The sequence below is a fragment of the Nocardia fusca NBRC 14340 genome, from assembly GCF_001618425.1.
Classification (GTDB): Bacteria; Actinomycetota; Actinomycetes; order Mycobacteriales; family Mycobacteriaceae; genus Nocardia; species Nocardia fusca.
Genome location: NZ_BDCU01000022.1, coordinates 1 through 14,027, shown reverse-complemented (window position 1 = coordinate 14,027; position 14,027 = coordinate 1). Strand labels below are relative to the sequence as shown.

At 70.5% G+C, this 14,027-nt stretch carries 14 protein-coding genes; 3 read left to right on the top strand and 11 right to left on the bottom strand.

The genetic code is table 11. From position 1 onward, the window contains the following. Positions 1–213 precede the first annotated feature (213 nt). Positions 214–975: a sporulation protein gene (locus tag NF4_RS12810; protein ID WP_063127579.1), complete on the bottom strand. Its 762-nt coding sequence runs from the start codon at positions 973–975 to the stop codon at positions 214–216. A 159-nt stretch (positions 976–1,134) separates the two neighbouring features. Here NF4_RS12810 and NF4_RS12805 point away from each other — a divergent pair, with 159 nt between their 5' ends. Continuing rightward, positions 1,135–2,448 carry a hypothetical protein gene (locus NF4_RS12805; protein ID WP_157120258.1) on the top strand — a complete coding sequence of 438 codons (1,314 nt, stop codon included), beginning with the start codon at positions 1,135–1,137 and terminating at the stop codon, positions 2,446–2,448. Beyond that, positions 2,445–3,329, top strand: coding sequence for a DMT family transporter (locus NF4_RS12800; protein WP_063127577.1), 885 nt, complete (start codon positions 2,445–2,447; stop codon positions 3,327–3,329). The genes NF4_RS12805 and NF4_RS12800 overlap by 4 nt, the downstream gene beginning before the upstream one ends. Here NF4_RS12800 and NF4_RS12795 read toward each other — a convergent pair. From NF4_RS12795 to NF4_RS12750, 10 genes are all read right to left on the bottom strand, one after another. Continuing rightward, complete coding sequence (locus NF4_RS12795; protein ID WP_063814571.1) at positions 3,238–3,963, bottom strand: phosphoribosylanthranilate isomerase; 726 nt, start codon at positions 3,961–3,963, stop codon at positions 3,238–3,240. The two genes, NF4_RS12800 and NF4_RS12795, sit on opposite strands and share 92 nt — an antisense overlap. Before the next feature lie 23 nt (positions 3,964–3,986). After that, positions 3,987–4,712 carry a lysophospholipid acyltransferase family protein gene (locus NF4_RS12790; RefSeq protein ID WP_063127576.1) on the bottom strand — a complete coding sequence of 242 codons (726 nt, stop codon included), beginning with the start codon at positions 4,710–4,712 and terminating at the stop codon, positions 3,987–3,989. A 140-nt stretch (positions 4,713–4,852) separates the two neighbouring features. Beyond that, the gene (locus NF4_RS12785) at positions 4,853–5,890 is read right to left on the bottom strand and encodes an ROK family protein (RefSeq protein ID WP_063127575.1); all 1,038 of its coding nucleotides are present in this window, start codon (positions 5,888–5,890) and stop codon (positions 4,853–4,855) included. Further along, the gene (locus NF4_RS39240) at positions 5,887–6,381 is read right to left on the bottom strand and encodes a hypothetical protein (protein WP_232330441.1); all 495 of its coding nucleotides are present in this window, start codon (positions 6,379–6,381) and stop codon (positions 5,887–5,889) included. The genes NF4_RS12785 and NF4_RS39240 overlap by 4 nt, the downstream gene beginning before the upstream one ends. Continuing rightward, a complete protein-coding gene (locus NF4_RS12775) occupies positions 6,378–7,670 on the bottom strand; it encodes an ArsA family ATPase (RefSeq protein WP_084533091.1) in 1,293 nt (430 codons plus the stop codon). Before NF4_RS12775 ends, NF4_RS39240 begins: the two co-directional genes overlap by 4 nt. Positions 7,671–7,750: 80 nt before the next feature. Then, positions 7,751–8,188, bottom strand: coding sequence for an SRPBCC family protein (locus tag NF4_RS12770; protein ID WP_063127574.1), 438 nt, complete (start codon positions 8,186–8,188; stop codon positions 7,751–7,753). A 42-nt stretch (positions 8,189–8,230) separates the two neighbouring features. Continuing rightward, positions 8,231–8,611 carry a hypothetical protein gene (locus tag NF4_RS12765; RefSeq protein ID WP_063127573.1) on the bottom strand — a complete coding sequence of 127 codons (381 nt, stop codon included), beginning with the start codon at positions 8,609–8,611 and terminating at the stop codon, positions 8,231–8,233. Positions 8,612–8,668: 57 nt separating this feature from the next. Then, a complete protein-coding gene (locus NF4_RS12760) occupies positions 8,669–9,793 on the bottom strand; it encodes a glycosyltransferase family 4 protein (protein ID WP_063127572.1) in 1,125 nt (374 codons plus the stop codon). A 45-nt stretch (positions 9,794–9,838) separates the two neighbouring features. Beyond that, positions 9,839–10,942 carry an NlpC/P60 family protein gene (locus NF4_RS12755; protein WP_439956752.1) on the bottom strand — a complete coding sequence of 368 codons (1,104 nt, stop codon included), beginning with the start codon at positions 10,940–10,942 and terminating at the stop codon, positions 9,839–9,841. A gap of 165 nt (positions 10,943–11,107) precedes the next feature. Next, positions 11,108–11,683: a C40 family peptidase gene (locus NF4_RS12750; protein ID WP_063127571.1), complete on the bottom strand. Its 576-nt coding sequence runs from the start codon at positions 11,681–11,683 to the stop codon at positions 11,108–11,110. Positions 11,684–12,227: 544 nt separating this feature from the next. Between NF4_RS12750 and NF4_RS12745 the strand changes: the two genes are divergently transcribed. Then, a complete protein-coding gene (locus tag NF4_RS12745; protein ID WP_084533090.1) occupies positions 12,228–14,024 on the top strand; it encodes a DEDD exonuclease domain-containing protein in 1,797 nt (598 codons plus the stop codon). The last annotated feature ends 3 nt before the right edge of the window (positions 14,025–14,027 follow it).

Here is a 14,027-nt window from a genome sequence, read left to right as displayed (position 1 = left end):
TGGGTTTTGCTGTGTTTATTTGCGGCGCCTGCGGCGCCGCGGGGTCGAGGCCCCCTCGGTCCCGCCGTTCAGGCCTCGAGACTCGAGCCTTCGGCTCATGCGCTTTCGAGGCCTGAACGGCGGGACGGGCCTCGACCCTTTGTGGGCCTCGCCGAACTCGGCGCCGGGGCGGCGTCGGGGCCGGGGCGGTGCGGCTGGTCGGTGGGGTGGGGCTCAAGCCATGGCGTGGAGTCGCCGGCCGATCACTTCCACCCAGTCCACGTGCTCGAATGTGGCGAAATCGACTCGGATCGCGTCCATGACATCGCGGCCGGGTGCGAAGAGCGCGGCGCGTTTGTCGGCTTCGATGACGACGTACATACCGTGCGGGTCGGCCAGGAAGGTCACCTCGAGCTGGTTCAGGCGCGGGAAGCGCGGTGACGGGCCGAATTCGATCTCCTGGAAGAACGGCAGCGAATGCGGGATCCGGTCCACCCGGCCGGCCTCCACATCGGCGTGCCGCAGGCCGAACCCCCAGGCTTCCACCGCCGCCAGCACGACGTGCTGAGGCGGCAGCGCACCCACGCCGATGGGGTCGGTATCGGTGGCGTCGTGGCCGCCGTCCACGTCCACCCGGGTGCGGACGGCGACGGCGGTCCCGTGCAGATGCCGGCCGTTGTAGAAGGTGATGGGCGTCTCCCACGGAGCGAGCAGTTCGAACCGGCCTTCCAGTGGATACCCGGGCAGCAGTTCGAACGGGCCGAACACCGGCTGCCGGGCGAACGCCATATCCACCAGCGCCTCGCCGTCGTCGTATTCGCGTTCGGCCCGGGTGATCAATTCCACCGCGACGCCTTTCACTCGGATCGGCCGATCGTGACAGCGCATCCGGATGATCCCGTGCACCGCCTGCCCCGGCTGCACTCCGGGGGTGGACAACTCGGTCTCCACCTCGGCGGTATGCGCGCCCAGTGCGCCCAGCAATGTCCTGAACATCGAAATTCTCCCTCCGGCCCCGCCCGCACGTCTCCCGCCGCCGTGCCTCGGTGCACAGCGTAGACGTAAACGTCCGTCCGCGCGCTGCCTTGGCGGTAGGGTGGTCGAAGTCCTTGAGCGCCTGTGGAATACGGCTCGATGGATGGGAGGGAGGTCGGCGTGTCCAATATCGATCAGCGGATCGGGTGGGCCGTGGACTGGCTGCATCGGGGCCAGCTCGGGGACCGGCACGGCGGCGTCGGCTGGGGCTGGGTCTCCGATGTTCCACCGAATCCGCAGAACACCGCCGAGGCGGTGGTCGCTCTCACCGCCGCGGGCCGTCCGGTGCCGCGCGCCGACGAGGTGCGCGCCCTGGTGCGACGCGATGTGGTGGACACCGAGAGCGGGGCCTGGGAATTCCGGTCCCCGATCGACCTGTCGTGGCGCTTGCGGGCGCTGAGCTGCCTGGGTGTCGCACCCACCGATCCGGCGGTGGTGGGATGTCTGCGCGCACTGCAGTCCGAACGTGACCCGCAGACGCGGGGCTGGCGGTTGTCCGGCCCGGTGGGACCGGTATCGCTGACCGCCACCACCGCCGCGCTGCACGCGCTCGCGGGTCTGGCCGCCACCGACGAATCGGTCGCCGAGGCATTGCTGCACGGCACCTCCCTCGTGGTTTCGCTACTGCTGGAGGACGATCCCCGCATTCAGCCGATATACGCCTGTGCGCACGCCGCGTTGCTGCTGTCCCGGCCGGAAATCGCTGTGGTGGGCGGGAAACGGGTCGACCGGGTCCGGGCACTGACCGTCGAGCGGATGCTGGAGGGACTGCGGCGGGGCGAGGCACGCGTGGAGGAGGAACCGTTCCGCCGCGGCGAGGTCGCCGACACCTGGCGGCATCTGAGCCTGCATCTGGCGGTTTGCGCGGTGGTCACCGCCGACGAGCGGACGGTTTTCGACCCCGGGGTGCGTCGCGGCCTGGTGGAACTCCTGGAACTACAGGAGACGCAGGACCTGGCGGCGGCCCGTGGCGGTTTCCGCACCTCCACCGAAGGTTTCGTGACCTCGTACGCGACGGTGCAGGGACTGGAGGCGATGACCGCGGTGCGCCGCGTGGTCAACGAGCGGGTCAACCCCGCCACGGTGTTCGACATGATCTGCCGGGAACAGGGCGTGCATCCCAGAGACGCGCAGGAGGTGGTGGGGTACCAGGGAAACGTCGTGCTGATGAACAACTATGCCGGTGCGATGACCCTGGCCGCGGCGCTGCCCGCCGGCGTCACCATCGCGATGCTGGCCGTGCTGTTCGCCGACGAACTCGGTGTCGTGGTGAGCCGGTCGCTGGTCGTGTGGGGAACGTTGTTCGTGGCGCTGGGTACCTACACCGGGATCGCGACCCGGCTACCGTCGGTGCCCAAGGCGCGAACCGCGGCGGTGGTATTCGCGGCGTTCACCGCGGTGATCCTGCCCGTGGTGACCTTCCTGCTGTCATGAAGAGCACCGGTCGCGGCCTGACCCTGCTGGTCGTGGCGACCAGCCTGTGGGGCGCCTCCAGCGCGGGAATCGCGGGGGTGGGCGCCGAGGGGTTCGCGGCGGCGCCGGTCGCGGCGGGTGGTGCGGTGGCCCTGCTGGCCTTCGCGACGGTGCGCGGCACCGACCCGTGGCGGGATCTGCGCGACTCACCCGGCCTGTTCCTGCGGCTCGGCGTCCTCGAGGTACTGAATCTCGTGTGCTACGTCGCCGCGCTGCATATCGGGCCGCTGCCCGTGGTGGTGGCGCTGCACCTCACTGCCCCGGTGCTGATGATCATCACGCAGATCGTGCGGGGTGGGCGGGCGATCACGGTCGCCGTCGCGGCGGAACTGGTGGCCGTGGGCGCGGCGATCTGGCTGGTCGCCGCGCATCAACCGGCGGAGACCGGCTGGAGATCGGCGCTGGTCGGCTGTGTCCTGGCGGTCGCCAGCGCCGCCTGTGTGGCCGGGCTGATCACGCTGGTGGCGCGGGAATCGGCGGGCCGGTCCAGCGGTGCCGCGGCCGGACTGCAGCTGCTCACCGCATCGGTGCTGGGCGCCCCGCTGCTCGGCTTCGCCGCGCTCACCGGAGCGGGACCGGCGCCGAGCGAGGCGCTCGCCCTCGCGGGGATCGGCGCGGTGCTCCTGGGCCCGGGGTTCGCCTGCTACTGGCTGGCGCTGCGCGACCTGGACGAAGTGGTCGCGGGACTGGTGGGGCTCAACGAGGCGGTGGTGGCGACGGTGATCGGGGCGGCGGTCGTGGGCTCCGCTGTCAGCGCCGCGACCCTGCTCGCTGGAGCTCTGGTACTCGGCGCGGTGGGACTGGAACTGGCCGGCCCCGATCGCTTTCGTGTGCCGTCTTGACGAAGGCCTGGCAGGCCGTGAAATCTTTGTCCCCGGTCTCGGTTTCGACCCCGCTGTTCACATCCACACCGAACGGGTGCACCGCGGCGATCGCCTGCTCCACATTCTCGGCGCTCAAGCCCCCGGCCAGGATCACCGGCCGCCCCATCCGGGCGAGTTCGTGGACGATCCGGGCGCTGACCGACCAGTCGTGGGTGCGGCCGGTCCCGCCCAGACGGTCGGCGGTCCGGGAGTCGAGCAGCACCGCGTCGGAGTCCGCCGCGATCTCCCGGGCCCGGGCCACCGCGTCCGCGCCGGTCACGTGGACCGCGCGCACGATGGTGCGCCCGTGTGCCGCGGTGTGGACGGCCCGCAGTGTCGCGCGATCGACCAGACCGTGCACCTGGATGGTGTCCGCGCCGACCCGGTCGGCCAGGTCGAGGATGGCGCCGGCCTCCTCGAGATGGGTGACCAGGACGCGGTTCACGAACGACGGGGTGGCCGCGGACAATTCCGCGGCCACCTCGGCCGTCAACGCGTCTTCGCTGTAATGGGTTGTCCCGCAGATGAATCCGACGGCGTCCGCACCGGCGGTCACCACCGTTTCCAGGTCCGATCGGGATCGGATACCGCAGATTTTGGCGCGAACCGTCATCCGATCAATGGTACGCGTCGCGCTCAGCTCGCGGCGGACTCCGGAATGCGCGGGAGGTGGGAGGAAGGGCCCGAGGGGACGTTCTTCTTCAAGCTGGAAGCGTAGACGTCCACGTATTCCTGGCCCGACATCCGCATCAGCTCGTACATGACCTCGTCGGTGACCGCACGCTCGACGAACCGGTTACCGCCCATACCCTCGTAGCGGGAGAAATCGATCGGTTTACCGAACTTCACCGTCACCTTGCGCCGCTTCCACCGGAACGGTCCGGGCGGGCTCACCTCGTCGGTGCCGATCACCGCCACCGGGATCACCGGGACTCCGGTTTCCAGGGCCAGCCGGGCCATCCCCGTCTTGCCCTTGTACAACCGGCCGTCGGGGGAGCGGGTGCCCTCCGGGTACAGACCGACCAGACGGCCCTGGTCGAGCAGTGCGCGTGCCGCGAGGAGCGCGTCCTCGGCGGCATCGGCACCGCTGCGGTCGATCGGGTACTGGCCGGAGGCGCTGAAGAAGAACTTCTGGAACCGCCCCTTGAGGCCAGGGGTGTTGAAGTATTCGGCCTTCGCGAGATAGCTGATCCGGCGCGGACTCGATAGCGGGGCGAATAGCCAATCCGCGAACGAGAGGTGGTTCCCCGCCATGATGGCCGCGCCCTCGGCCGGAATGTTTTCCACGCCCTCCACCTCGGGTCGGTTGTAGAGATGGATGAACGGACCCAGCAGCACAAACTTAAGCAGCCAGTAGAACATGACGTCCTTACTCCGAGAACCGGGATGGAATTTGGGGGATGCCTCTGCCAGCCGACTCTACCGCCGGTCGCAGATCACATCCAAGCCCCGCGAACAATGTCACTCACACTCGCTGCCGAGATTTCACCAGCGCGTATCGGTTACGTGAACGTGCCGAGACCCTTTTCCGGGCAAACCGGATGTCCCGAGCCGGTGCCCCGGTCTCGGGCTCCGGCGTCGAGCGCGGCGCGGGCGAGTTCGGCGGCGCCGATCATGCCCGCCGCCTCGCCCAGCTGGGTGGTCCGGATCCGGGCCAGCGGCCGGTGACCGTGGCCGGTGACCGCCGCCGCGTATTCTTCGCGGGCCTCGTCGAGGAACAGCGGCGCCGAACTGCTCACCCCACCGGCGATGACGACCAGGTCGGGGTCGAAGATATCGCCGACGAAGGCCAGTCCCAGCCCGAGCCACCGGGCGAAATCGGCCATCACCCGGACGGCGAGCGGGTCGTCGTCGTGGGCCGCGTCGGCGATGCGGCGGCCGGTGACCGCGCCGGGGTCGGCCACGAGCTCCCGGGCCAGCGCCGAGGGCGCGGTTTCGGTGGCCAGCAGTTCGATAGCGGTTTCGGCGAGAGCGGTCCCGCTGCAGTACCGCTCCCAGCAGCCCCGTTTCCCGCATCCGCAGTCGCGCCCCCCGGGGACGATCTGTAGATGCCCGAGTTCGGGGGCCACGCCGTAGGTGCCCCGATACAGGGTGCCGTCGACCAGTAACGCGGCACCGATTCCGGTACCGATCGCCACCAGCACCACATTGTGGCCGCCGGCGGCGGCGCCGAACCGGTACTCGGCCCACATCGCCGCGTTGGCATCGTGTTCGAGCAGCACGGGCAGGCCGAGGCGGTCGGTGAGCCGTTTCGCCACGGGCGCGTCCCGCCACGGCAGATGCGGGGCGAAGCGCACAGTGGTGCGGTCCTGGGAGATGAAACCGGCGACCGCCAGTCCGACGGCGTCGAGCGTATGCCGGTCGGCGAGTTCGCGGACCGCGCGGTCGAGCGCGGCCTCCAGCGCGACCGCCGAATGCGGGGTCGGGTACTGCACCGTGTCCAGGACCTCGCCCGCGGCGTCGACCACCGACGCGCGGATATTGGTGCCGCCGATATCGATACCGACGGTCAGCGGGGCGCCGGAGCGAAAACCGGTCACTGCTTGATGTTCACGGGTATACCGACATAGCGCGCTTTTCCGGCATTCGCGGAGCGGCCGCCGGGCGGGTTCGCGGCGTCGGTGCCGCCGGCCACCGCGCCGGGATCATCGGCTCCGTCGGCCTCGCCGGGCGCCTCGTCGGCTCCGGTAGCGGCGGGGCGGGAATCCTTGTGCGCGGTGCCGCTTTCCGGCCCGTGCCGATGCGCCACCACCGGTTCCACCGGTACCCCGGCCAGGGCCTCACGCAGGACCGTGACGATCGCGGTGCCGTGCGCGGCCACCGTGGCCAGCACCTCGTGATGTTCGCCGCGGACCAGCGCGGCCGCGGCGCAGAGTGGGCACCAGGTGCAGTTGTTCCACTCGGGTTGCCCCTCGGCCGCGGCCTCGCGCAGGACCGGTTCGACGCGTTCCAGCACGGCTTGGGCGAGCAGCCGCAGTTCGTCGGCGAATTCGGCGACGCCCTCGGGCTGGCGGTAGCGGGTTCCGGTCACTTCGGCCACTCCTGCGGGTCGGGGCGGAAACGGATGACGAGGTATCCGTTATCCAGCTCGGCGGTGCTGACGGTGCAGCGGCGTAGGACGGGCGCCAGGCGTAGCCGGCGGCGGACGCCGTCCGCTCCCACGATCAAATCGTCCTCCACTCGTCCCAGGCGCAGTGTCGCCGGATCGGCGATCGGCAGATGGATTCGCATCGCGTACACCGACTGCAACCCCGCCCCGGATTCCAGGCGTACGGCGTGCGTGGCGTGCGCGGTGCCGTCTCCCGGTATCGGCGCCGAATCCGGATCGTCGCGTATCGCGCCCCCGCTGTCGAGCCGGACACCGTCGTATCCGCTCCCGGGCGTCACATCCGACTCCGCGACCACGCACGACAGCGCCGCCAGCGGGCCCAGCCCCACCGGTTCGGCGCCGGTATGTCCCGCGACGAGTACCGGGACCTCCGGCATCGACCGCTGCAACCCGGAGATCACATCCCACTGTTCGGCGCAGCGGTTCAGATACCAGCGCACGGCGGGATGCTGAGGCTCCGGCCCCGGCGGCGGTACCGAGGCGAGCACCTTGTTCACCACCACCGCGTCCAGCCGCAACCCGAGCAGCGCCGTGGCCGAACGCACCCGGGCCGATTCGGCGACCGCGACCCGTTCGGCCAGGGTGACCAGCCGGGCACTGGTGCGGTCGGAGTCGGCGAGCAGATCCCGGACCTCGCCGACCGCGGTGACGACCCGCTGCACGGTCGCCGCCAGGACGGCCCGGCGGATATCGGTACCGATCGAACTCATCATCCGATGATGCGGCGGCCAGACCCGGTCCAGATACCCGAGCACCGTCTCGGGCATGGTGACGATGCGCAGCATATCGGCCGTCGGCGGGCAGTCCAGGACGATCGCGTCCCATTCGTCGTCGGCCACGTACTGGGCGATCTCCACCAGCATCAGCAGCTCCTGGACACCCGGCAGGCCGGTGAGTTCGGCCGGATCCAGCGCCGCCAGATCGAAACCGTGATCGTGACCCGGATCCGTCCGCAGCAGTTCGGTGAGCGCGCCGAAACGCTCCTCGAGCAGCGCCAGCGAATCGAGTTCGATCACCTCGAGGCCCGGAACGACCTGGGTGATCCCGGGGACGGCGCCCGGATCGTGCGCGAACCGGAAGCCCAGCGCGTCACCGAGTGAATGCGCCTGGTCGAGTGAAGCCACCAGAATTCGCTGACCCGCCCGGGCGCAACTCATGGCGCGCGCACACGCCAGTGTCGTCTTGCCGACACCGCCCTTGCCGACGAACAATTCGACCCGCGTGCGCGACCGGGCGCCGCGTGCGGGCCGGCCACCGCCGCGGGCATCGTCTCCCGAGCGCTGCGGCCCGGTCAGCCTTCGACCCGTTTCTTCAGTTCCTTGAGCGCGGTATCGGTGATCACCTTCTCCGCCTTGCGCTTGAACATGCCGATCATCGGGATCGTCAGATCCACGGTCAGCTCGTATCGCACCTCGGTGCCGCCGCCGGGCTGCTCGACGAGTTCGTAGCGGCCCTCCTGCGCCTTCTGCAGTTCACCGCTCACCAGCGTCCAGCTCACGGCCAGATCGTCCGGCTGCCAGGTGTAGGACAGCACGTAGGTGTCCTTGACCACGCCCGCGTCCAGCACGAAGCGCGCGGTACGCGCCCGGCCGTCGGGCCCGGTCTCCAGGACTTCCACCGATTTGGCCGCCGATACCCACTCGGGGTAGGACGCCAGATCGGCGATAACTGACATCACCTGCCGCGCGGGTGCCGCGATGACGATCGATCTCTGGGTCCGGTCGGCCATAGGGGTTCAGGGGTTCCTTTCGGCGGTACGGTACGAAATCCGTCAGTTCTCGTGTGGAGCGACTCCGGCCGGGCGATCGTCCTCGAGACGGTCCTTGATGTCGAACGACATCACCTTGCCCGCCACCCGGCGAGCCCGGTTGGCGGCGGCCAGTTTGCGCGGCGGCAGCGGATGCGGCGGCTCGGCGTGCAGGAAGTAGTGCAGGATCACACCGTCCAGCGACGGTTCCAGCCACACCTCCATGGTGCCGGACAGCGCGCCCGACACCGACCAGCGAATTCCCTTGTCGCCGCGATCTTCCCGGACCTCCAGTTCGAGATCGGGCCACCAGCGCCGCCAGTGTCCCGGGCCTGCCAGCGCAGCCGCCACCGCGGCGCCGGGAGCGGCGAGGAAGGTTTGGTCCGCGACCTGGATACTGCTCACCCGGGTGAGCGTAGTAGATGGCGAGCTGTGTATATGGCGCCGCCTGTGGCGCCGAAATTACACGAGCTGCCGGAGGCGGGCGCCGAGGGTGTCCCAGCGCCATCGGCGTTCGACGAAGGCCCTTCCGGCAGTGCCCATTTCGGCGGCCGCGTCGCGGTCGGCGAGGATATCGGCGATCGCGTCGGCGACGTGGTCGGCGCGGCGGCCGTCCACCACGCGCCCGGTCTTCCCGTCCAGCACCGTTTCCGGGGCACCGCCCGAGGTTCCGGCCACCACGGGGACGCCGGTGGCGGAGGCCTCCAGGTAGACGATGCCGAGACCTTCCACATCGAGGCCGGCGCCGCGGGTTCGGGCGGGCATCGCGAATACGTCGGCCAAGGTGTGGTGGGCGGCCAGTTCGGCCGCGGGTACCCGGCCGGTGAACACCACGTCGTCGGCGAGGCCGAGGGCGTCGGCGAAGCCGCGCAGCCGGTCTTCGTAGGGGCCGCTGCCGGCGATCACGAGGACCGCGCCCGGGATGCGTTCCTTGATCCGGTGCATGGCGACCAGCAGTACGTCCTGACCTTTGCGCGGGACCAGCCGGGACAGGCAGAGCACCGTGGGCCGGTCGCCGAGACCGTAGCGTTTCCGCAGTTCGGCGCGGGCGGCCGGATCAGGACGGAAGGTTTCGGTGTCCACGCCGGGCGGCAGGTATTCGAGGGCGGCGTCGGGTCCGAACGCGGCGGCGAACCGGCGGCGCGTGTATTTGCTGACATAGGTGACGACATCGGTGTGGTCCCCGATGACCCGCAGCGCCTGCCGGGCGGCCGGCAGCATCGACCAGCCGACCTCGTGGCCGTGGGTGCTGGCCAGGATGCGATGGGCGCCGGCGCGCCGTAGCGGCGCGGCGAGCAGGGCCAGCGGCGCGGCCGCGCCGAACCATACCGATTCACAGCCCTCGGCGCGCAGTACCTTCCGGGCGCGGCGCAGCACCGCGGGGGTGGGCAGCATGAGGGTGGTGGGGTGGCGAACGACCTGGAAGGGCTGGTTCGCGTCGAATCGGGTGTGGCTGTCCCCGCGCCACCGAGGTGCGTAGACGACCAGATCGTCCGGGGGCAGCTGCCCGGCCAGCGCCTGCAGATACGACTGGATACCTCCCGGCCGCGGCGGGAAATCATTGGTAACCAGCAGAGTTCGAGCCATACGACTCACAGTATTGGCGCGCTGTCGGCCGGGTCGCTCCGGGTGTCAGTAGCGCCGGGCGGAGTGATAGGGCGTGGAATCCATGGGGGCCACGGCCACCGGGACGCCGAATGTCGACGCGTGCAGCATGAGGCCGTTTCCGGCGTAGATGCCGACGTGGGAGATGTCGTCGTAGAAGAAGACGACGTCGCCGGGTTGTAGTTCGTCGCGGTCCACGGGGGTGCCGTAGGCGGCCTGCGCCGAACTGGTGCGCGGCACCTCCTTGCCGACCTGCCTGAACGCCCACTGCACCAGCCCGGAGCAGTCGAACTGGTCGGGTCCGGTGGCGCCCCAGACATAGGGGTCGCCGACGCGGGTGAGTCCGGCGGCCAGGGCGCTGGTGCCGCTGCCGGGTACCAGGTCGCGCAGCAGGCTGTCGCGATCGAAGCCGGGTGGGAAGGGGGAACCGGCCAGCGCGGTCCGGTCCGCGGTCGACAAACTGCCCCAGACTTCGATGACCCGCGCCACCGCGTTCTGCAGATCGGTCTGTTTGCGTCCGACGTCGTCACGCACGCTGTTCGCTTGATCGGTGGCGGCGCGGGCGGTATCGGCGGCGGCGCGGGCCGCGGATTGGGCGGCGGTCGCGGCGTCGGTGGCGCGCTTGTACTGCTTCAACTGGTCGGAGGTCTGGGTGGCGACCACGTCCAGCGTGGACATCTGGTCCAGCAGCTGCTGTGGGGAGTCGCTGACCAGAACCGAGAACAACCGGTTGGTACGCGCGCCTTGATAGGCCGCGATCGCGGTGCGGTCGATCATCGGCCGATAGCGGGCCACCTCGTTGCGCGCGGCGTCGACCGCGGCGCCGGCGGCGGCGACCTTGGCGTCGGCGTCGCGCTGGACGGCCAGTTTCGCATCGAGGTCGGCCTGTGCGGTGAGGGCCTGCTGATTGAGCTGCTCGGCCTGCCGGGACAGGTCGATCATCTGCTGGACGGCTTCGCTCGCGGAGGTCGGGGCGGGGGCCGGATCGGCTCCGGCCGGACCGCCGCCGTAGAGGGCCGCGGCCAGGAGGCCGGCCGCCAGCGCGGTACGCCCCGGATGCCGGTCTCGCCTGTGGCCGGGCCCGCGACGCCGATCCCGTCGACGTCGTTGCCGCTGTTCGTGTCCTGCCACAGCCTGCCGTGCCCCGCTCTCCGTATGACGCCCTGTGCGAAGTAGCCCGTAAAGGTCTCGATTAGATTACGGACGGGTCCGCGGGGTGTCCAGTACGACCCGGTACGGTCGTCCGGCCTGCGGCCGGAACCGGGAAGGTCGCGCCGGAGACCCCGCGGATGCCGCTCAGTAGCGCCGCGCGCCGGCGACCGGCATGGAGGAGATGGGCGCGACGGCGACCGGGGAGCCGGCGGTGGAGGCGTGCACGACGTTGCCGTCGCCCGCGTACAGGCCGGAATGTCCGCCACCGTAGAACGACACCACGTCGCCGGGCTGCAGGTCGTTCATGGAGACCGGCGCGCCCGAGGCCAGCTGCGCGTCGCTGGTGCGCGGTAGTTCGCGCCCGGCCTGTCTGTAGGACCACTGCACGAGACCGGAGCAGTCGAAGGCGTTCGGGCCGGCCGCGCCGTAGACGTAGGGGGCGCCGACCTTGGAAAGCGCGGCGTCGAGCGCCAGCCGGCCCGCGGTCTTGGTGGGGGTGATGAAGGGCGGTGCGACGGCGGCGCCGGGCACCTGCACGCCGGGGATGCCCGCCGGGATCGGGATTTCGTTGGGCACCTCGAAGGTGCCGAAGCCGTCGATGGTCACCGGCTGGGCGGCGGCCGGTGCGGCGGGGAGCAGGAATGCGCCCAGGGTGGCAGCGCCGACGGCTCCGGTTACGGCTACGCGCCGTGCCTGTCGCTTGACGGTGTTGAACGCCATGATGCGGTCCTTCCGATCTCCCCGCCCGGTCGCACCGCCGGTGGTGCGCCGAACTCCGCGAGGTCTCGAAAAGATTACGAACTGATCACGGTCATTTGTAAAGCCCTTGGGCTCGATAAACGTGCGGCGCGCAGCTTTCGCTCGGCAAATTGTGCGAGCGAAATCACAGGGACTCGGCGAATTGCGCCGAGGTTACGTGGGGATGAGACAGGGGTGTGTGGTCGTCTCTCGCGGAGGGGGCGGCGGGGGCGCGATGGGCTATTTTTCCCAGTTCGAGCGGGCGGATGTCCGTGCCGGGGCAGTGGCCGCGCTGGGACGCCCGTTCCGGTTTGCTCCGCAGCGACCTCTCTGTTTTGGATGCCTCGACCATTTTGTGCCGAATAGAGCAATTGAATAGCAAACGAGCATTGAATGTGAACTGGCGCACAGTTTCGTGGTGGACGGTGCGGGATGGGGAATACGGATGGATTCGATGCCCGCTGAAGATCACGCACAACGAACCGGTATCGCGAACTCTGTCGTACCCGGTCGGTAACCTGCCGCCGTGTCCGAACCCGCCCCGCTGCCTGCCCGGCAACTGGCGTTCGACCAACTCGACACTCCGCTCTACGACACGACCTTCGTGGTGGTGGACCTGGAAACCACCGGCACCAGTCCGGCCGACGACGCGATCACCGAGATCGGCGCGGTCAAAGTGCGCGGGGGCGAAGTGCTCGGTGAATTCGCGACCCTGGTCGACCCCGGCCGGTCCATACCGCCGGCAGTCGTGCAGGTCACCGGCATCACCACCGCGATGGTACGGGCCGCGCCACCTATCGACGCGGTCCTGCCCGGGTTCCTCGAGTTCGCCGCCGGGGCGGTCTTCGTCGCGCACAACGCCCGATTCGATATGGGCTTCCTGAAAGCCGCCGCCGCCCGCTGCGACACCCCGTGGCCGCGCGCCCAGGTGGTGTGCACGGTCCGGCTCGCGCGGCGGGTGCTCGGCCGCGACGAGGCGCCGTCGGTCCGGCTCGGGGTGCTGGCCCAGGTGCTCGGCGCGAGCACTACCCCGACCCATCGCGCGCTCGACGACGCCCGCGCCACAGTGGATGTATTGCACGCGCTGATCGGCCGGGTGGGGAACCAGGGGGTCCACAGCCTCACCGAACTGATCGACTACCTGCCCGAGGTCACTGCCGGGCAGCGAGCCAAACGCGCCCTCGCCGTCGACCTGCCCGCCGCGCCCGGTGTGTACCTGTTCCGCGGACCGTCGGATGAAGTCCTCTACGTAGGCACGGCGGTGAATCTGCGTCGGCGGGTACGCAGTTATTTCACCGGTTCGGAGACCCGGGGCCGGATCCGGGAGATGGTGCGATTGGCCACCCGGGTCGACCACGTGGTGTGCGCGCACGGGCTGGAAGCCGGTGTGCGGGAGCTGCGGCTGCTCGCCGCGCATGCCCCGCCCTACAACCGGCGGTCCAAATTCCCGAAGCGGGCCTGGTGGATCGCGCTCACCGCCGAGGCATTCCCGCGGCTGACCCTGGTGCGTGACCCCGGCGGCCCGGCGGTGGGACCGTTCCACGCCCGCGCCGCGGCCGCCGAGATCGCCGCCACGCTCGCCGAGTACTGCGGTCTGCGCACCTGTACCACCCGCCTGTCCCGGACGGCCCTGCACACCTGTGCGCCGGAGGCCGTCGGCGGGTGCCCGGCCGCGGCCCCCGAACCGCGGGCCGCGGCGGCCTACGCGGCGGCCCCCGCGGCCGCGCGCGCCCTGTTCACCGGAGCCGACGACGCCGCGGTCCGCGCCCTTCTGGCCCGGATCGAGGACTACGCGGCGAACGAACAGTACGAATCCGCGGCCCGGCTGCGCGACCGGACCGCGGCTCTCGTCCGCGCGCTGCGCCGCACCCAGCGGCTGGCCGCGGTGGCCCGTCCGGCCGAACTGATCGCCGCGCATCCCGACGGCGCCGGCGGCTGGGAATTCGCCGTCATCCGGCACGGCCGCCTCGCCGGGGCGGGCACGGCCGCGCGCGGCGTCCCGCCGATGCCGGTGGTCGAGCAGATCGTCGCTGTCGCGCAGACCGTGCGCCCCACCGGGCCGGAGGCGGGGGAGCCGACCACGGACGAATTACCTTTCACCGGCACCGATCTCCGGCTACCGCCCCTGCTGGGCGCGTCCCCGGACGAGGTCGCGGTGATCGCGCGCTGGCTCGAACGCCCCGGTGTGCGGATCGTGCGCACCACCGACGGGTACGCCGAACCCGCCTGCGGCGCGGGTCGCTGGATCGGCTGGGCCGAGGCCGCCGACGCCGCCGCGGGCGCGGCCCGGGCCGCGGAGTCCTACGACGAACAACGCGGCTGAGTA